The sequence below is a fragment of the Streptomyces sp. NPDC048606 genome (assembly GCF_040650855.1).
In the GTDB taxonomy this organism is placed as follows: Bacteria; Actinomycetota; Actinomycetes; order Streptomycetales; family Streptomycetaceae; genus Streptomyces.
On the sequence record NZ_JBEZIB010000014.1, the window covers coordinates 31,991 to 49,881 of the forward strand.

19 protein-coding genes are annotated in these 17,891 nt (G+C 73.6%); 8 read left to right on the forward strand and 11 right to left on the reverse strand.

Annotated elements, in window-relative coordinates:
* Positions 1–9: 9 nt before the first annotated feature.
* The gene (locus tag AB0D01_RS17400) at positions 10–1,512 is read right to left on the reverse strand and encodes a PLP-dependent aminotransferase family protein (RefSeq protein WP_363056044.1); all 1,503 of its coding nucleotides are present in this window, start codon (positions 1,510–1,512) and stop codon (positions 10–12) included.
* Positions 1,513–1,751: 239 nt separating this feature from the next.
* Here AB0D01_RS17400 and AB0D01_RS17405 point away from each other — a divergent pair, with 239 nt between their 5' ends.
* The 3 genes from AB0D01_RS17405 to AB0D01_RS17415 all read left to right on the forward strand — a co-directional run bounded on the left by AB0D01_RS17405 (position 1,752) and on the right by AB0D01_RS17415 (position 4,664).
* Positions 1,752–2,522: a glycerophosphodiester phosphodiesterase gene (locus AB0D01_RS17405; protein ID WP_363056045.1), complete on the forward strand. Its 771-nt coding sequence runs from the start codon at positions 1,752–1,754 to the stop codon at positions 2,520–2,522.
* Positions 2,523–2,589: 67 nt separating this feature from the next.
* The gene (locus AB0D01_RS17410; RefSeq protein WP_363056046.1) at positions 2,590–3,963 is read left to right on the forward strand and encodes an MFS transporter; all 1,374 of its coding nucleotides are present in this window, start codon (positions 2,590–2,592) and stop codon (positions 3,961–3,963) included.
* Between the two features lie 326 nt (positions 3,964–4,289).
* The gene (locus tag AB0D01_RS17415; protein WP_007262928.1) at positions 4,290–4,664 is read left to right on the forward strand and encodes an RNA polymerase-binding protein RbpA; all 375 of its coding nucleotides are present in this window, start codon (positions 4,290–4,292) and stop codon (positions 4,662–4,664) included.
* A 106-nt stretch (positions 4,665–4,770) separates the two neighbouring features.
* On the opposite strand, the gene fxsA is transcribed toward AB0D01_RS17415, so the two are convergent.
* The 4 genes from fxsA to AB0D01_RS17435 form a co-directional block, all read right to left on the reverse strand.
* Positions 4,771–5,364, reverse strand: coding sequence for an FxsA family membrane protein (fxsA, locus tag AB0D01_RS17420; protein WP_363056047.1), 594 nt, complete (start codon positions 5,362–5,364; stop codon positions 4,771–4,773).
* Positions 5,365–5,443: 79 nt separating this feature from the next.
* A complete protein-coding gene (locus AB0D01_RS17425) occupies positions 5,444–6,211 on the reverse strand; it encodes a polyprenol monophosphomannose synthase (RefSeq protein WP_363056048.1) in 768 nt (255 codons plus the stop codon).
* Positions 6,212–6,554: 343 nt separating this feature from the next.
* The gene (locus AB0D01_RS17430) at positions 6,555–8,192 is read right to left on the reverse strand and encodes an amidohydrolase (protein WP_363056049.1); all 1,638 of its coding nucleotides are present in this window, start codon (positions 8,190–8,192) and stop codon (positions 6,555–6,557) included.
* A gap of 83 nt (positions 8,193–8,275) precedes the next feature.
* Positions 8,276–8,716: an Lrp/AsnC family transcriptional regulator gene (locus tag AB0D01_RS17435; protein WP_030011705.1), complete on the reverse strand. Its 441-nt coding sequence runs from the start codon at positions 8,714–8,716 to the stop codon at positions 8,276–8,278.
* Between the two features lie 218 nt (positions 8,717–8,934).
* Here AB0D01_RS17435 and AB0D01_RS17440 point away from each other — a divergent pair, with 218 nt between their 5' ends.
* Positions 8,935–9,372 carry a hypothetical protein gene (locus tag AB0D01_RS17440; RefSeq protein WP_363056050.1) on the forward strand — a complete coding sequence of 146 codons (438 nt, stop codon included), beginning with the start codon at positions 8,935–8,937 and terminating at the stop codon, positions 9,370–9,372.
* A gap of 43 nt (positions 9,373–9,415) precedes the next feature.
* Here the strand turns inward: AB0D01_RS17440 and AB0D01_RS17445 are convergent, their stop codons facing one another.
* Both AB0D01_RS17445 and AB0D01_RS17450 read right to left on the reverse strand, forming a co-directional pair.
* On the reverse strand, positions 9,416–10,513 hold the full coding sequence (locus AB0D01_RS17445; RefSeq protein ID WP_363056051.1) for a phosphotransferase family protein: 1,098 nt from the start codon (positions 10,511–10,513) through the stop codon (positions 9,416–9,418).
* Between the two features lie 79 nt (positions 10,514–10,592).
* Positions 10,593–11,726, reverse strand: a complete 1,134-nt coding sequence (locus AB0D01_RS17450; RefSeq protein ID WP_363056052.1) for a hypothetical protein — start codon at positions 11,724–11,726, stop codon at positions 10,593–10,595.
* Between the two features lie 276 nt (positions 11,727–12,002).
* On the opposite strand from AB0D01_RS17450, the gene AB0D01_RS17455 reads away from it, so the two are divergent.
* Positions 12,003–12,269, forward strand: coding sequence for a hypothetical protein (locus AB0D01_RS17455; RefSeq protein WP_363056053.1), 267 nt, complete (start codon positions 12,003–12,005; stop codon positions 12,267–12,269).
* Between the two features lie 61 nt (positions 12,270–12,330).
* Here the strand turns inward: AB0D01_RS17455 and AB0D01_RS17460 are convergent, their stop codons facing one another.
* Both AB0D01_RS17460 and AB0D01_RS17465 read right to left on the reverse strand, forming a co-directional pair.
* On the reverse strand, positions 12,331–13,503 hold the full coding sequence (locus AB0D01_RS17460; RefSeq protein ID WP_363056054.1) for an acyl-CoA dehydrogenase: 1,173 nt from the start codon (positions 13,501–13,503) through the stop codon (positions 12,331–12,333).
* Positions 13,504–13,650: 147 nt separating this feature from the next.
* A complete protein-coding gene (locus AB0D01_RS17465; protein ID WP_363056055.1) occupies positions 13,651–14,349 on the reverse strand; it encodes a TetR/AcrR family transcriptional regulator in 699 nt (232 codons plus the stop codon).
* Positions 14,350–14,473: 124 nt separating this feature from the next.
* On the opposite strand from AB0D01_RS17465, the gene AB0D01_RS17470 reads away from it, so the two are divergent.
* Both AB0D01_RS17470 and AB0D01_RS17475 read left to right on the forward strand, forming a co-directional pair.
* Positions 14,474–15,127 (forward strand): DUF6230 family protein, encoded by a 654-nt coding sequence (locus AB0D01_RS17470; RefSeq protein WP_363056056.1) that lies wholly within the window; start codon positions 14,474–14,476, stop codon positions 15,125–15,127.
* Complete coding sequence (locus AB0D01_RS17475) at positions 15,118–16,128, forward strand: DUF6114 domain-containing protein (RefSeq protein WP_363056057.1); 1,011 nt, start codon at positions 15,118–15,120, stop codon at positions 16,126–16,128. Before AB0D01_RS17470 ends, AB0D01_RS17475 begins: the two co-directional genes overlap by 10 nt.
* A gap of 51 nt (positions 16,129–16,179) precedes the next feature.
* Here the strand turns inward: AB0D01_RS17475 and AB0D01_RS17480 are convergent, their stop codons facing one another.
* The gene (locus tag AB0D01_RS17480) at positions 16,180–16,332 is read right to left on the reverse strand and encodes an SCO1431 family membrane protein (RefSeq protein ID WP_363056058.1); all 153 of its coding nucleotides are present in this window, start codon (positions 16,330–16,332) and stop codon (positions 16,180–16,182) included.
* Between the two features lie 185 nt (positions 16,333–16,517).
* Positions 16,518–16,946, reverse strand: a complete 429-nt coding sequence (locus tag AB0D01_RS17485; protein WP_363056059.1) for an SPW repeat protein — start codon at positions 16,944–16,946, stop codon at positions 16,518–16,520.
* 275 nt (positions 16,947–17,221) lie between these two features.
* Here AB0D01_RS17485 and AB0D01_RS17490 point away from each other — a divergent pair, with 275 nt between their 5' ends.
* Positions 17,222–17,881, forward strand: a complete 660-nt coding sequence (locus AB0D01_RS17490; protein ID WP_363056060.1) for a DUF4360 domain-containing protein — start codon at positions 17,222–17,224, stop codon at positions 17,879–17,881.
* Positions 17,882–17,891 lie beyond the last annotated feature (10 nt).

Consider the following 17,891-nt stretch of genomic DNA (forward strand, 5'->3'; position numbering starts at 1 on the left):
GCCGTCGCTCTACGCCACGAAGGTGCGGGGCGGCTCCGCCCCGCCGCCGCCCGCGCCGGTGGACACCAGCCGGGCCGCCGCCGCCAGTCGGGCCGCGGCCTCCTCGGCCACGGGCCCGCCGACGGTGAACGGCAGCCGCACGTACCCCTCGAAGGCGCCGTCCACCCCGAAGCGGGGACCCGAGGGGACGCGGACGCCGACCCGCTCCCCCACCTCGGCGAGCCGGGACCCGGACAGCCCGCCCGCCCGGGCCCACAGGGTGAGCCCGCCGAGCGGGACCTCGAACCCCCAGTCCGGCAGCTCCCGGCGCACCGCCGCGACCAGGGCGTCGCGGTTCTCCCGGGCCTGCTCGCGGCGGATCCCGACGGCCTCCTGCCAGCCCCCGCTCCGCATCAGCCAGTTCACCGCGAGCTGTTCGAGGACGGGGGTGCCGAGGTCGGCGTAGGCGCGGGCGGCGACGAGGCTGCGGATGACGTCGGGGGCGGCGCGGACCCAGCCGATCCGCATCCCGGCCCAAAAGGCCTTGCTGGCGGACCCGACGGTGATCACGGTGGAACCGGCCGGGTCGAAGGAGCAGACGGGGCGGGGCATGACGAGGTCGGGATCGAGCTGGAGCTCGGCCATGGTCTCGTCGGCGATCAGCACGGTGCCCGCGGAGCGGGCGGCCTCGACCATGGCGCGGCGCTGGTCCTCGGAGGCGAGGGCGCCGGTGGGGTTGTGGAAGTCGGCGACGACGTAGGCCAGGCGCGGCGCGGCGTCGCGCAGGACCTGGCGCCACACGTCCATGTCCCAGCCCTCCAGGCCCTCCCCCATGGCCACGGGGACGAGGCGGACCCCGGCGGCGCGCATCAGCTGGAGGATGTTGGCGTAGGAGGGGGATTCGACGGCGATGCGCTCGCCCCGGCCGGCGAAGAGGCTGCAGATGGCGTCTATGGCGCCCATGGCACCGGTGGTGACCATGATCTGTTCGGGCATGGTCGGGATGCCGCGCTCGGTGTAGCGGTCGGCGAGCATGCGGCGCAGGGCGGGCAGGCCGGCCGGGTAGTCGCCGTGGGTGTGCGCGTAGGGCGGCAGTTCCTCCAGCGCGCCCTGGACGGCCTTGGTGAGCCAGGGTTCGGGGGCCGGGAGGGCGGCGCAGCCGAGGTCGATCATCGAGCCGAGGGATTCCGGCGGCAGGGGTTCCAGCCCGCGGGCCGGGAGCGGATTGCCGGCCGGTACGGAGGTCCAGCTGCCGGCGCCCCGGCGCGATTCGAGGAAGCCCTCGCCGCGCAGGGCCTCGTAGGCGGCGGCGACGGTGGTGCGGCTGAGGGAGAGCGCCACGGCGAGTTCGCGTTCGGCGGGCAGGCGGGCGGCGACGGGGACGCGGCCTTCGAGGACGAGCAGGCGGATGCCGTCGGCGAGGGTGCGGTAGGCGGGGGGCTTGCGGGCGCCGGGCGCTCCGGGCCGTTCCTGCTGTGAGGTGATCAGGCGGGCGAGCTGTGCGGCACCGACCGCCGAGGTCCACTGAGCCATGACGTCCGGTCCACCTTCGTCGGATTGGCCTCGGCAGCGGGCTCCGGGGCCGGTATTGGATTGGTTCCGCGGGCCCAGGGTGTCACGGTGGGGTCCACGGGGCCAGGGCGGGGGTGTCGGGGCGCCGGAAGGGGGCGCGGCGCGACCGGCGGGGTCGCGGGCGCCCCCGGGCGCGCGCGTTCACCCGGCGGTCATGTGGGCGCTCACATCCCAGCCGGTCCAGGGGGCATACTGCCGCCGTGACACACGTACGCCTTCGCCACCCGTATCTGGACCACCCGGCCCCGATCCCCTTCGCCCACCGGGGCGGGGCCGCGGACGGGCTGGAGAACACCTCCGCCGCCTTCCGTCGGGCGGCCGACGCCGGTTACCGCTACTTCGAGACCGACGTGCACGCGACGGCCGACGGGAAGCTGGTCGCCTTCCACGACGCGACCCTGGACCGGGTGACGGACGGGGCGGGCCGGATCCGCGAGCTGCCCTGGAGTCGGGTGCGCGAGGCGCGGGTGGGCGGGACGGAGCCGCTGCCGCTCTTCGAGGAGCTGCTGGAGGAGTTCCCCGAGGCCCGCTGGAACGTCGACGTCAAGGACGAGTCGGCCCTGTACCCGCTGGTGAACCTGATCGCGCGGGCCGGGGTCTGGGACCGGGTCTGCGTGGGCTCCTTCTCGGAGGGCCGGGTGGCGCGGGCGCAGCGGATCGCCGGACCGCGCCTGGCGACCTCGTACGGGGTGCGCGGGGTGGTCGGGCTGCGGCTGCGTTCGTACGCGATCCCGGCGGCGCTGCGCGTGGGCGCGGTGGCGGCGCAGGTGCCGGAGACGCAGGCGGGGATCCGGGTGGTCGACCGGCGCTTCGTACGCACCGCGCACGAGCGGGGACTCCAGGTGCACGTCTGGACCGTGAACGAACCGGAACGCATGGAATCGCTGCTCGACCTGGGGGTCGATGGCATCATGACCGACCGGATCGACATCCTGCGCTCGGTCCTGGACCGGCGCGGCGCCTGGGCCTGACGGCCCGCGGGCGGCCGTGCCCGGTGCCGGGGCCGGGGCGGGTACGGGGACCAGCGAGGGGGCGCTCGTGAGTGAGCGGACGGAAACAGAGGCGGAATCCGGGGCGGGGGACGGCGCGGCCGCCGCCGCGCGCCGGCGCGAACAGCACGGCTGGTACTTCTACGACTTCGCGTGCTCGGTCTATTCGACGAGCGTGCTGACGGTGTTCCTCGGCCCGTACCTGACGGCGATCGCCAAGGCCGCCGCCGACGCCGAGGGCTACGTCCACCCGCTGGGCATCCCGGTGCGGGCCGGGTCCTTCTTCGCCTACTCGGTGTCGGTCTCGGTGATCGTGGCCGTGCTGATCATGCCGCTGGCCGGGGCTGCGGCCGACCGGACGGGGCGCAAGAAGCCGCTGCTGGCCGTCGCGGCCTACACCGGCGCGGCGGCGACGGCCGGCATGTTCTTCCTGGACGGCGACCGCTACCTGCTGGGCGGGCTGCTGCTGATCGTGGCGAACGCCTCGCTCGCGGTCTCGATGGTGCTCTACAACGCCTACCTGCCGCAGATCTCCACGCCCGACGAGCGGGACACGGTCTCCTCGCGGGGGTGGGCCTTCGGCTACACCTCCGGCGCCCTGGTGCTGGTGCTGAACCTGGTGCTCTTCCAGGGTCACGAGTCGTTCGGCCTCTCGGAGGGGACGGCGGTGCGGATCTGCCTGGCCTCGGCCGGACTGTGGTGGGGCGCGTTCACCCTCGTCCCGCTGCGCCGTCTGCGCGACCGGGCCGTGGTGCGGGGGGAGGCGGGCGGGGCCCCGGCCGTCAGCGGCTGGCGGCAGCTGATCGCGACGCTGAAGGACATGCGGCGCTATCCGCTCACCCTGTCGTTCCTGCTGGCGTACCTGATCTACAACGACGGCGTCCAGACCGTGATCTCGCAGGCCTCGATCTACGGCTCCGAGGAGCTGGAGCTGGAGCAGTCCACCCTGATCGTGGCGGTGCTGCTGGTCCAGGTCCTGGCGGTCGTGGGGGCCCTGACGATGGGCCGTCTGGCCCGCTCGTACGGGGCGAAGCGCACGATCCTCGGATCCCTCGCCGCGTGGACGCTGACGCTGGGCGCGGGCTACTTCCTGCCGGCCCGGACCCCGATGTGGTTCTTCGCGCTGGCGGCGATGATCGGGCTCGTCCTGGGCGGCAGCCAGGCGCTGTCGCGGTCCCTGTTCTCGCACCTGGTGCCGGCGGGCAAGGAGGCCGAGTACTTCTCCGCGTACGAGATGAGCGACCGGGGGTTGAGCTGGGTGGGTCCGCTGGTGTTCGGCCTGACGTACCAGCTGACGGGCAGCTACCGGGACGCGATCATCTCGCTGGTGGTCTTCTTCGCACTGGGTTTCGTGCTCCTCGCCCGGGTGCCGGTGCGGCGCGCGGTGGAGGCGGCGGGCAATCCTGTTCCCGAGCGCGTCTGAACGGCGCGCCCGAGGCAGGTCCGGCCGGCCCGTCCGAACCGGACCCGCGAACGAATTCCGAACGAATTTCGACGTTGAAGCGAAGGGCCGGTAGTGTACGCCTTTGGCCTGCCAGGCGGACCGTTACTGCGCGGTGAAGATGCATGGACGTTGGGTGACATCTGCTGCCAGATGTGACAAAACGGGCACTGGTGGGTACAACAAGGGGCGGCACGACGGGCGACGCATGACCCGGAGCGGGAATCTATACCGCCGACCGGACGTTGACCGGATGACGACGACAGCGACACCTGTCCTGTGGGCGACAAGCCCGGGAGGCACGATTCATGAGTGAGCGAGCTCTCCGCGGTACGCGGCTCGTGGTTACCAGCTACGAGACGGACCGCGGCATCGATCTGGCCCCGCGCCAGGCGGTGGAGTACGCATGCCAGAACGGACATCGATTTGAGATGCCGTTCTCGGTTGAGGCAGAGATTCCGCCGGAGTGGGAGTGCAAGGCGTGCGGCGCCATGGCACTCCTGGTGGACGGGGACGGGCCCGAAGAGAAGAAGGGCAAGCCCGCGCGAACGCACTGGGACATGCTCATGGAGCGGCGTACCCGCGAGGAGCTGGAGGAGGTGCTGGCCGAGAGGCTGGCCGTCCTGCGTTCCGGCGCCATGAACATCGCCGTGCATCCGCGCGACAGCCGCAAGTCCGCCTAGCGAGCGGACGCGAGAAAAGCCGAGGGGCCCCGCCACAGCGATGTGGCGGGGCCCCTCGGCATTTCTCGGCTTCTTCGCGGTGCCACGGGGCGTACGCGGGTTCGTCCTACGGGGTCAGCGGCGGGCGGTGGCCGATGTCCGGGTCCGAGGGGCCGGCGGGACGGTCCTCCCTGATCACCTCGCCCGGGACCACCTTCCCGTCGGGGAAGTGGATCCGCGCCTGCGTGTAGGCGTCACCGAGGCCACCGGGGGCGGAGGCCTTCATCCGGCGCTCCAGGACGCGCTCGGCACGGCGGCCCACGAAGGCCCGCACCGGCGGGAGCAGCAACAGGAGACCGGCCGCGTCGGAGATCAGCCCGGGCATGATCAGCAGCAGGCCGGCCAGCATCGTCGTCGCGTTGCCCGAGCCCTTGGGGGTCTGCGGGGTGGGCGCCTGTCCGGCCATGGCCTGTGCCTGGGCCTGCTGGAAGCTCTCGGTCAGGTTCTTGAACGCCCGGCGGCCCGCCCGCTTGATCACCACGACGCCGAGCACCAGCCCGGCGGCGAGCAGCGCCGCGACGGTGACCCCGCCCGCGGCGTCCGCGACGAGGCCGAGCAGCCAGATCTCCAGGATCAGCCAGGCGGCGACCGCCAGGGGGATGAAGGTACGGGCGGGCGAGCGCCGCCGGGGGGCCGTCGAAGGGGGAACGCCGGTCTGCATACCACCCAGTGTGCCCGGTTCGGCGTAAGAGCGACCTCAGCCGCAGGTACCGACCGTCCCCTAGGGGGTGACCCGGGGGTCAGGCCGGACGCTTGCCGGTGATCTTGGCCGTGCGCTCGCGCAGACCCCATTGGGTGACCCGCCACAGGGCCTCGACCACGATGTCCTTGCTCATCTTGCTGTCGCCGAGCTCGCGCTCGACGAAGGTGATGGGCACCTCGACGACGCGGAAGCCCTTGCGGACCGCCCGGCGGGCCAGGTCGACCTGGAAGCAGTAGCCGGCCGAGGCGACCTCGTCCAGGCCCAGCCCTTCGAGGGTCTCGCGGCGGAAGGCGCGGTAGCCGCCGGTCACGTCGCGGATCGGGACGTCCAGCATCAGCCGGGAGTAGGTGGAGCCGCCGCGCGAGAGGAACTCCCGGCTCTTGGGCCAGTTGACGACCCGGCCGCCCGGCACCCAGCGGGAGCCCAGGACGAGGTCGGCGCCGCCGAGCGCGGTCAGCAGCCGGGGCAGCTCCTCGGGCTGGTGGGAGCCGTCGGCGTCCATCTCGACCAGGACGCCGTAGCCGTGCTCCAGACCCCAGGCGAAGCCCGCGAGGTAGGCGGCGCCGAGCCCCTCCTTGCCCTTGCGGTGCAGGACGTGGACGTGGTCGTCACCGGCGGCGAGTTCGTCCGCGAGCTTGCCGGTGCCGTCGGGGCTGTTGTCGTCGGCGACCAGGACGTGCGCCTCGGGCACGGCCGCCCGCACCCGGCCGACGATCAGGCCGATGTTCTCCGCCTCGTTGTACGTCGGAATGATCACCAGGGTGGTTCCGAGCGGTCCGCTGGTCCGCTGTCCGCCGTCGCTCACTGGGTGGTCCCCTCGCAGGTCTCTCGCCGGGCCCGCCTCGTACGTCCCGTCACAGCGGGACGATTTTAGAACAGCGATCGGGGCCGACGGTCCTTCGGGCCGGGCCGGCCCCCGCCGGCTGCGGGCGACCGGCTCCGTTGTCTACTGGACCGCGGGCCCCGATCCGGGGCCACCCTCCCCCGGGCTCACCCGGAGCACGGGGTCTGCCATCCGGCGAAACCTTCCCTCGCCCCCGAGGCGCGGGTGCGGTGAGCGGATGGATCCGTCCGGTACGGACGTCCGTGGTGGACCGGGCCGAACCTATCCGGGTCGGGTCGCCCGTACCGAACGGACGGCCGGCGCGTCACCCCTGTGGCCGTACGAAAACCTCCCGGCCGGCGACGACGGTCGCCAGGCACACCGGGAGCTCCCCGCCGGGGGTCAGGTCGGGCAGTCCCGGGGTCCCGGAGCGGGGGTCGGTGGACCAGCGGGCCACCCGGTCGTCGGGGGCCTGGACGACCAGCTCCTCGGTCCGCCAGACCGCGTAGTCGGCGGGGGCGCCCGGGACGAGCACGCCCGCGTCGTCGCGGCCCAGCGCCCGCCAGCCCCCGCGCGTGTGGGCGGTGAAGGCGGCCCGTACGGAGATCCGGTGCTCGGGCGTGCGGTGGAAGGCGGCCGCCCGCACGGTGCCCCACGGGTCGAGGGGGGTGACGGGCGCGTCGGAGCCGAAGGCCAGCGGGACGCCGCCCTTCAGCAGGGCGGCGTACGGGTTCAGGGTGCGGGCGCGCTCCGCGCCCAGCCGGTCCGCGTACATGCCGTCCGGCCCGCCCCAGGCGGCGTCGAAGGCGGGCTGCACCGAGGCCGTCAGGCCCAGCTCCGCGAAGGCGGCGATGGTCGCCGGGGTCATCATCTCCGCGTGCTCGACGCGGTGGCGGGCGGCCCGGACCCGGGCCGGACCCACCCGGTCGGCCGCGGCGCGCACCCCCTCCACGACGGCGGTGATCGCCGCGTCGCCGATGGCGTGGAACCCGGCCTGGAGGCCCGCCTCGGTGCAGGCGGCGACGTGCTCGGCGACCGCGCCGGCGTCCAGGTAGGCGGTGCCGGTGTGGTCGGCGTCGGCGTACGGGCCGTGCAGGCAGGCGGTGTGGGAGCCGAGGGCACCGTCCACGAACAGGTCGCCGGCGGCGCCGACCGCGCCGAGTTCCCGGGCCAGGGCCAGGTCCCGGTCGGCCCAGTAGCCGAAGACGCGGGGGCCGGGCCGGCCGGCGGCGAGCTCCAGCAGGCCGGCGAAGTCCTCGGCGGAGGAGATGTCCGGTCCGCCGCACTCGTGGACCGAGCCGATCCCGAGGGAGGCCGCCCGGTCCAGGGCGGCCGCCTGGGCCTCGGCGCGCTGGGCGGGGGTGACCGCGCCGAGCGCGGCCCGGCGTACGGCGTGGTGGTCGTCGCGGGTCAGCGGCGCGTCTTCGGCGGGGCGCACCCCCGGGACGAGGTCGAGCAGGGCGGTGGTCACGACGGCCGAGTGGACGTCGATCCGGCTGAGGTAGAGGGGGCGGCCTCCGGCGGCCCGGTCGAGCTCCTCGCGGCGGGGGGCGCGCCGCTCGGGCCAGCGCGCCGCGTCCCAGCCGTGCCCGAGGAGCACCCGGTCGCCGGGGCGGGCCTCGGCGTGGGCGCGTACGCGTTCCAGCGCCTCGGACAGGGAGCGGGCCCCGGTGAGGTCCAGGCCGGTGAGGGCGAGGCCGGTGGAGGTGGTGTGGACGTGGGCGTCGGTGAAGGCGGGCGTGACGAGCGCCCCTTCGAGGTCGACGACCTCGTCCACGCCCTGCGCGAAGGCGTCGGCGGCGCCCTCGGAACCCACCCAGGCGACGTGTCCGCGCTCGACGACCATCGCGGTGGCGAAGGGGTCGGCGGGGCTGTGCACCTCACCGCCGCGCAGGAGGACGGTACGGGTGGCGGGGGCGGGGGCTCCGGCGGCGTCGGCGGAGGCGGCGGTGCGGTCGGTCATGGGGACCAGTCTCGCCCCTGCGCCGGCGGCGGTTGTCCCGGGGTGCGGCCCGGGCCGTCCGTGCCGGCCGCGCCGGGTGCCGCTCAGACGCGGGGCGGGCGGGCCTCGTAGGGGGTCGAGAGGACCACGGTGGTGCGGGTGGAGACGTGGGCCAGGGCGCGCAGCCGGCCGAGGAGGTCCTCCAGCTCCAGGGGGGTGGCGACGCGGACCTTCAGGATGTAGTTCTCGTCGCCGGCGACGCTGTGGCAGGCCTCGATCTCGGGTACGCCGGCCAGCCGGTCGGCGATGTCGTCCGGGGCGCTGGGGTCGAAGGGTTTGACCGAGATGAAGGCGGTCAGGGGCAACCCGACGGCCTCGGGGTCGACCACGGCCGCGTAGCCGCGGATCACCCCGCGTTGCTCCAGTCGCCGTACTCTCTGGTGAACCGCCGACGTGGACAGTCCTGTGGCCTTGCCCAGGTCGGTGTAGCTCATCCGGCCGTCCCGCACCAGCAGATCCACGATCTGGCGGTCCAGCTCCTCCATTGCGCTCATAGCCGCTCAACCTATTGCCCAAGGCCGCTCCAGGCACAGCGGTGTCCACGCAGAAACGGCACCTGCGGCGGGCATGTGACGAAGGCCACAGAGGTGTACGGGCGTATACCCCGCTCTTGTGGTTACTCGTGCCGCGCGACGGGAAGTGCTTGCTGTGGCCGTGGCCGAAGAACCTTGCCCGCCCGGCCCACCCAAGGGGGAGTACATCCATGCTGAACACCAAGCGCGCCGGTCGCACCGAACCGGAGCCCCTGGAACCTCTCGACGAGTACGCGGACGACGGGGAGTACCTCGATCAGGCCGACGGCTTCGAGGTACACCACGCGATCTGCCCCGACTGCGGGCAGTCGATCGCCCTCGTCGCGGACGAGGAGCACCTGCCGCAGCACGCGCTCTGCCTGACCCCGTGGAACCCGTTCGGGCTCACGGTCTGCGCGGGCACGGGCCGGCCGGTTTCCGACGGTCTGCCGTCGGTGGGCGTGCTCGCGCCGGAGTCGCGGGAGCACGCCGTCGTGCACCTCACCCTGCCGCAGGGCCTGGACTGGCGGACGCAGCCCTTCTCGCACGTGGGCGGTCCGGGCTCGCGGCCCGTGCTGCCGGCGGCGGCCCCCGAGCCGCGGATGAGCCGGCACGCGCAGGCCGCCTGATCGGCCGCGGGCGGGCACCCGTCGGCGCGACCGACCGGCGGGCCTACCAGTAGGTGCCCTGCACCATGCCGTCCAGGGCGGCGTGGTGCAGGATCAGGACGTCCGGGTCGGCCGGCACCTCGACCTCCCCGAAGTACGCCTGCCGGTAGGCGATGCGCAGCATCACGATGCCGTGCCGCAGGGCGGCGTAGAGCGTGTGGAACTCCATGTCGCGCGGGGTGTGCCCGGTGAGTTCGGCGTAGCGGCGCTCGATGTCCTCGCGGCGCAGGAAGTCGGGCAGGCCCACCTGGCCGAAGCCGACGGTCAGGTCCTGGAAGAAGCGGTGGAGGTAGACCGTCCAGCCGAGGTCGACCTCCCGCGGTGCGCAGGCGGCCATCTCCCAGTCGAGGACCGCGACCGGGTCGAAGCCGTCGGGGCGGTAGACGACGTTGCCGATGCGGGCGTCGCCCCAGTTCAGGACGGGCTCGCCCTCGTCGGCCGGCCAGAGTTCCTCCAGGCGGTCGAAGGCCCGCTCCAGGAGCGGTGAGCGGGCGAGTCCGTCGACGACCCAGGCGTAGTAGGCGCGCTGGGCCTCGACGTGCCGGCGCAGCGGGCTGCCGGGGCCGTCGGGCAGGAGGAAGCCGGCCTCCCGTGCGGGGAACTGGTCGTGGAGCCGGGCCAGGAGGGAGACGCTGGCCTCCTGGAGGTGCGCGCGTTCCGCGTCGCTCGCGGCGTGCAGCCAGTTGCCCTCGTAGGTGTAGGGCATGACGTCGGGCGGTACGCGGCCCTCGGCGCGGGCCATCACGAAGAAGGGCGCCCCGAGCGGCGCCGGGTCCTCCTCCAGCCACAGCACGCGCGGGACGGGCAGGTCGGTGTGTGCGGCGACCAGGCTCATCACGCGGTGCTGGCGGGCCATGTCGTAGCGGGGGAAGACGGTGTAAGCGGCCGGGTCGGCGGCGAGGCGCAGGGCGCAGCCGCGGACGGGGGCGTCGGGGTGCTCGATGTCGAAGAGCAGCGTCTCGCTGGACATGCCGTTGGAGGCGGGCACGGCGGTGCCCACGACCTTCGCGCCGGGCAGTTCGGTGTCGAGCCAGGCGGCGAGGCGGCGGCCGAGCTCTTCGGGTTCGCGGGTGGAGGTGCGGGGACGTGGTGCCGTGGCCATGGTGGAGCCCCTTTCCTGTGGACCTGCGCGGTGGACCTGGGGTGGTGCGACGGCGTACGCGGCGGCGGGACCTGGGGGCCTAGGGGGCGACGGAGCCGTAGTCGGTGAATCCGCTGGGGTCGTGGCGGCCGAAGCTGCCGTGTTCGAAGATGCCGTGGCCGACGCGGCCGTCGAGGGTGAAGCGGGCGGCGTGGTCGGTGACGCCGAAGGCCGCCGCGGGGTGGGCGGCGGGGTCGGACAGGTCGTAGGAGCGGCGGTCGATCCAGCCGCGGCCCTGCCAGGTGCCGTGTTGCCAGTCGCCGGCGGGCGGATAGCCGGCGCCGATGGCGAGGGGGGAGGAGGCGAGGATCTCCACACCGAGTTCGAGGGGCTTGCGGGAGGGATCGGTGAGGTGGACGACGGCGCTCAGCGGGTGGCGGGTGCCGGGGCGGTAGCGGATCTCGGTGTGCGGCCAGCCGAGTTGGACGTCGTGGCGGCCCGTGCCCTCGGGGAAGACCTGGACGGCCTCGTTCAGGGTGCGGTGGCCGTCGGCGTCCTCCTGGGCGATGACCATCAGGAAGCGGTCCTCGAAGCGGACGGGTATCCAGAGCCAGTGGAAGCCCTCGGGGCGGTGTTCCTCGGCGGCCCGGCCGCCCTCCTCGCCCGGGAGCGGGCGCACGCCCCAGCTGCGGTCCCGGGTGCCGGTCCACTCCCCCGGGGTGAGGGTGAACGTCTGGCCCCGGGCCCGGATCGCGCCGCTGACGTGGCCCGCCTGGACGAAGCGGCGGCCTTCCAGCATGAGGCGGTCGCCGCGGCGCTGGACGTGGTGGGGCTCCCAGACGGCGGGGAAGTCGGCGGTCCAGGTGATCTCGTACGCGAGTCCGTCGGGGTCGGCGGGGTCGGGCTCGCAGTGGAGGGTGATCCGCTTGAGGGGTTCGTCGACGGTGATGCGCAGCGGGCCGACGGACAGGTTCATCCGGTCGTCGGTGAGGGCGTCGGAGGCGCGGACGGCGAGGAGTTCGTCGCCGAGGCGCAGGGTGGCGTAGGCGTCGATCACCCCGGTGTTGGGGTAGACGCCGAGGCCGAGGACGAGGAGGGCGCGGCCGGTGTGGTCGAAGACGTGGAAGATGCACCGGTCGTAGGCGTTGCGGTCCCCCGTGACCAGGTGCTTCATCGACAACGGGGCCTGGTGGACGGGGTATTCGTCGAGGGGTACGGGGCGGTCCGCGGGCATGGCAAACCTCCGGGTTGCGGGGTGGGCTGCGGCTCGGCGGATATGACGGTACGTCAGATCGGCGGCGCGGTGCCAGAGTCGTGGCACACCTTGACAACCGGGCAGGGCGTGCCCGACACCCCGGCGCGGGGCCGGGGGTCGGGGCGGGCGGGGCCGCGGGCCGGGCGGCGGGGAGGGCGCCGGACGGGCCGGTGGGCCGATCGGCGGGGAAGGGTCGAACGGATGGGCGCGCGGGAGGAGCGGTTACCCGCGGGCCGGCTCCCGCGTTGGCCGTGCATGACCACGCTCGACACGTCCACGTTGAGGATGGGGCGCCGACGCCGCCCCGCACCGGCCGCGTACGAAGCACACGGGTACGGGGCTCCGAGGTCCGAAGAATCGGTTCCGCGACGGCTGCCCGATCCGCCGATCTACGGGGCCCTCCTGGACCGCTGGGCCGCCGACGGGCGGACCCTGCCGGGGCGGCGCGACCCCGAGTGGGTCCGGGTCGCCTCCTCCCCGATCTGGCCGACCGGCCCCCTCTTCGGCTCCACCGGCCCCTGAGCCGCGCGGCCTCGGGGCGACTCGGCGCGCCTCGGGGCGTCCCAGCGCGCCTCGGGGCGTCTCAGCGCGTCTCGGGGCCGGCCAGGTGGCGGGCGATGACCATGCGCTGGATCTGGTTGGTGCCCTCCACGATCTGGAGCACCTTGGCCTCGCGCATCAGCCGCTCCACGGGGAAGTCCGCCGTGTAGCCGTAGCCGCCGAGGATCTGCACGGCGTCCGTGGTGACGGCCATCGCCGCGTCGGTGCAGAACAGCTTGGCCATCGCGGCCTGCCGGGAGAACGGCTTGCCCGCGTCGCGCAGGCGCGCCGCGGCGAGGTACAGGGCGCGACCGGCCTCGATCTTGGTGGCCATGTCGGCGAGCATGAACCGCAGGCCCTGGAAGTCCGCGATCGGGTGCCCGAACTGCTTGCGGCCGAGGGCGTACTCGACGGACTCGTCCAGGGCGGCCTGGGCGACGCCGATGGCGCAGGCCGCGATGCCGAGGCGGCCCGCGTCGAGGGCGGCGAGGGCGATGGTGAAGCCCTGCCCCTCCTCGCCGATGCGCCGGGCGTCGGGGACGCGTACGCCGTCGAAGTGCAGCTGGGCGGTGGGCGAGCCCTTCATGCCCATCTTCTTCTCGGGGACGGCCGCGGTCAGGCCGGGGGCGTCGCCGGGGACGAGGAAGGCGGTGATGCCCTTGGCGCCGGGGGCGCCGGTGCGGGCGAGGACCGTGTAGAAGTCGGCGACGCCGCCGTGGGTGATCCAGGCCTTGGTCCCGGTGATCACCCAGTCGTCGCCGTCGCGCACCGCCTTGGTGGTGAGCGAGGCGGCGTCCGAGCCGGCGGCCGGTTCGGACAGGCAGTAGGCGCCGAGGAGCCCGCCGCCGAGCATGTCGGGCAGGTGGGCGGAGCGCTGCTCCTTGGTGCCGTACCCGGCCAGCCCGTGGCAGGCCAGGGAGTGGACGCTGACGCCGAGGCCGACGGTCAGGCGGGCGGCCGCGAGCTCCTCCAGGACCTGGAGGTAGACCTCGTAGGGCTGGTCGCCGCCGCCGAACTCGCCGCCGTAGGGGAGGCCGAGCAGGCCGGCCTCGGAGAGCAGGGTGAAGACCTCGCGGGGGAAGCGGCCGGTCTCCTCCTCCTCGGCGGCCCGGGGGCGGATCTCCCGCTGGGCGATCTCGCGTACGAGCGCGAGGAGGTCCCGGGACTCCTCGGTGGGCAGCTGACGTTCCACCGGCTGCGGGGCGCGGTCTGTCATGGCGGCGCTCTCCTCCCTCGTCGGGCACGGCGGCGACGCGTGAGGTGTGGTACGCGCCGCCGGGTCTCGGTGCTCTCACAGCCGATGCTGCCCTCCCGGATCACGGAAGGGCTCGAACAGCGGCTGCGGCGGGTCGAGTATGCCCGATCAGGCGCTTTCCGTCACCGGTAGTCGAACCTGATGATCGTCCGGGACGATCGCGGACTCCTCGAGTGTGGGCGGAGCGGGGCATTCCGCTACGAACTCCTCGATCACGCCCAGAGTGGCCCGCAGCTGCCGCACCAGAAGGGCCCCCACCTCGGCCCGGCCGGGACGGTCCGCCGCCTCCGCGGAACCGATCCAGTCGAGGGTGACGCCCTCCACCGCGCAGAGCCAGCCGACCAGGGCGAGCCGGGCCAGCGCGGGGATCGCGCGGCGTCCGTAGGCCCCCTCGGCGATCGCGCCGACCAACTCCTCGCGCACCGCGTCGCGGATCGCGAGGACCTCGGCGTCGGATCCGACGCCGCCGGTGACGATGGTGCGGTAGGCGGCCTGGTGGTGCTCGGCGTAGTGGAGGTAGCCGTCGATCGTGCGGCGCACCCGCTCGACGTTCGGCAGGTCCGGCTCCCCGCCGGCGCGGGCGACGAGTTCGGCGACCGAGTCCTCGACGATGGCGAGGTAATAGCCGCGCTTGCTCTTGAAGTAGTAGTAGATGAGCCCCTTGGCCACCCCGGCGTGGGACGCGATGTCATCCACGGAGAGGGCGTCGTACGAGGTGTCGGCGAACAACTTCCGGCCGATGGCTATGAGTTCGGCCCTGCGCACCTGCGAACGCCCGGTCGTTCCACGCTGTTGACTATTATTCAAATCCGGCCCTAGCCTCGAACTGCCACAGGATGCCCGCAGTATCGCAGACCTGTGTGCCGAGCTCGCTTCGCGCTACTCCTCCGCGCATTCCCCGCGCACCGGACGACGTACGGGAGGCACCACCATGGGCCAGGGCACCGGCAGGGACACCGGCGAGGGCCGGGGCACGAAGGACGGAAGGGCGGCCCCCGAGGGGCGGGTCCGCTGGAGGAGGGCGGCCGTCGCGGCGGTGCCCGCGGTCGCGGCGGTCGGCGTACTGGCCGTGGTCATGGCGCAGGGCGCACTCGCCGCGTCCTTCGCCGTCTCGGGGACGAACTTCCAGGTCTCCTCCTCGAAACTGACCAGCAAGGGGCTCGCCTCCTACGTGCACACCGACCGTTCCGTCGACGGCAAGGGGCATCCCGTCGCCCTCCTCGGCATCGGCGAGGCCACGCTCAGCGACATCTGCCAGGCGGCGGAGGTGGACACCCCGCTGGGCAAGGTGGTGTTCAAGCTGACGGCGGGCGGGCCGGCCGGCGCGGTGACCGCGAGCAACCTCGTCATCGACGGCGAGGACCTCGACGGCGACGCGACCTTCGGCACCGCGCAGATCGGACGGGACGCCTCCACCCTCGACCAGGTCGACGGGATCAGGGGCGAACCGGGGAAGTTCGGCCTCCAGGCCGGGAACATCGAGGTCGTCGGCGTGAAATCGCACGCCTGGTCCGCGACCGGCGGGAACTTCCGCCTCAAGGGCATGCGGCTCAGCGTCGGCCTGGACGGGCGCACGTGCTTCTAGGACCGCCCGCGGGGCGGCCCCGGGGCGTACGCCGGGAACGACTGCGGAGGTGGCGGCGCACCCGGCCCTTCTGGGGCGGGCTGCTGCTCGTGCTGGGCGGGGCCGAGTTGCTTCTGGTCCCGCTCTCCCCGCTGACTGTGCTGGTCAGCCTCGGCCTGGGCGGGATCGCGGCCATCGGGATCGGCGCCGCGCTGATCGTGGCGGGGGTGTTCCTCTGGTTCCTGCCGCAGGCGCGGGCGTACGTGTCGGTGCACGCGATGCTGCTGGCGGTGCTGTCGTTCGTGGCGACCAACCTGGGCGGGTTCCTGGTGGGCGCGCTGCTCGGGATCGCGGGCGGCGCCCTGGCCTTCGGCTGGACCCCGCTGTCGGACGCGGAGGGAGCGGCGGACGCGGAGGGCGCGGACACCGCCGGGGAGGGGGCGGCGCAGACGGAGGCCGGTGAGGAGAGGGCGCGGGGCGAGCCGGCCGGTCGCGCGCCGCGCGCCCTGGCCGTCGCACTGCCGGTGGTGCTGCTGGCGGCGCTGGTCGGCGGCGCGCCGCCGGCCCGGGCCGACCCGGGTCCCTCGGCTGCGGCGTCCGCGTTCGCGCCGGGGTTCCCGGCCGCGCGCACTCCCCCGACGGTCACCACCTCGCTGTTCGCCCCGCAGGGCTTCACGCTCGCCGGAATCGGCCAGGTCCCGACCGTCGACGGGCCGCGCAGGGTGTTGGTCCTGAGGATGGCGGCGGCGTCCCTGCGGGACTACCGGCTGCGCACGCGTGACGGTGGACGGGAGTACGGGCTGAGCGCCCGCTCCCTCGACCTGCGCGGCGACGTGACCCTGTACCTGACCCGGTTCAGCGGGTGCATCGAGGGACTGTTGTGCGTCACCTTCAGCCCGGACGGCCTGCCGGCTCCGCCGGTGATCCCGCCGTTCGTCTTCATGACGCGGGTCAGCGCCGAGCAGGCGCTCGTCACCTCGGACGTGATCGTCACGGACGGGCTGCGGCTGGAGGCCTCGTGAGCCCGTCCGCGGTCGTCCGCGTACGGCGGCGACCTGCGGGGACGGGGCGGGTCAGATCCAGCCGAGCCGCGTGACGAGCATCGCGAGGACGACCACGAGGGTCCAGCCGAGGACGTGCTCCAACCAGGAGGAACCCTCCTTGGGACCCCCGGTGCCGACGAGGCTGCGGGCGCGGGCGGTGAGGGCTGCGGTGTGTGCGGTCATGCCGTCCAATGTGCCGGCGTTCGCGGCTTTCGTGTAGAGACGACCGTCACGGGTGGCGAGCGTCACGTCCCCGACGCCCGGACGCGCCGGGGCCCCTGCGCCTCCCGTGTCGGGGAGGCGTCGGGGCCCGTGGTGCCGGGCGCCCCCGCGCCCGGCGGTACGTCGTCGCCCGACCGGCGGACCGGTCAGGTGGTGCGGCGCTCGCGTCCGGCCATGGCCGCCATGGCCAGGCCGAGGCACAGGGCGACCGCGCCGGTGATGACGTTGCTGACGACACTGCGCGTGGTGTCCATCTCGCCGGCGATGACCCAGGGGGCGACGATGGTCCAGGCGCCGATCGCGACCGCCGTCCAGGCCATCGCGTGGGTGCGCTCGTACGCCGACCCCAGGCCGCCCATGCACAGGCAGAAGGCCAGGCCGGCGATGAGGTTGTTGACGGCCAGCGGACCCAGCACGCTGAAGCCCGCGATCCACGGCGAGACGGCCAGGTACAGGCCGGTGATCAGGCCCAACGCCTCCACCGTCTGCGCGGCGGGGGTGCTGGTCACGCGCTCGAACCGGGTGCGCATCTCCGCGAGGTCCGGGTGGTGTTCGATGCTCGGATGGGTGGTCATGGTGGGCTGCCTCCTGTGAGAAGCCTTACATGCCCTTTATGCCCATATTTCATCCTTCAATCCGTCCGGGGTCACGGCATTTTCCCGATCTTCCCGGGCCCGGTCGGACCGTCCGATGGTGCGACGGTCCGTCCGTACGACGGTCTGCGGAATCGGCCGGCCGGGCGCAGTGTCCCGACCCCGGCGACCGGCACAGCCGCGCCTGCGGAACGGCCCGCGGGGGGTGTGGAACGGTGTCGAGCCGATCAGGCAGTGCACCGATCGGAAGGACCCCCATGTTCAGAACGGTCTTCGTCGCCGGAGCCGGCGCGGTACTCGCCGCGGCCACCCTCAGCCCGTCCGCCGGCGCCGCGCCCGGCTCCCCGTCGGCCGCGCCGCCGGAGAAGATCACCATCGACGTGGCCCAGGTCAACGGCTCGGGCTGCCGCCCGGGCAGCGCCTCGGTCGCCGTCTCCGAGGACAACACCGCCTTCACGGTGACCTACAGCGAGTACCTGGCGAAGGTCGGCAAGGACACCGCGGGGACGGACTTCCGCAAGAACTGTCAGCTCGGCCTGCGCATGAACGTCCCGCAGGGCTACACGTTCGCCGTCACCCAGGCCGACTACCGGGGCTTCGCCAGCCTGGAGAACGGCGCGAGCGCGGAGCACAAGGCCTCGTACTACTTCCAGGGCATGACGCAGACCTCGGCCCGCAGCCACACCCTGTACGGCCCGTACCAGAACAACTGGCTGGTCTCCGACAGCGTGCCGGTCGAGGCCCTCGTCTACCACCCGTGCGGGGCGAAGCGGAACCTCAACATCAACACGGAGCTGCGCGTCAACGGCGGTTCGTCGGACACCGCCAACACCACGAGCTTCGTGACGGTGGACTCCACCGACGGCAGCATCAGCACCCTGTACCACTTCTCGTGGAAGACCTGCGCGAAGCGCTGAGCGGCCGCGC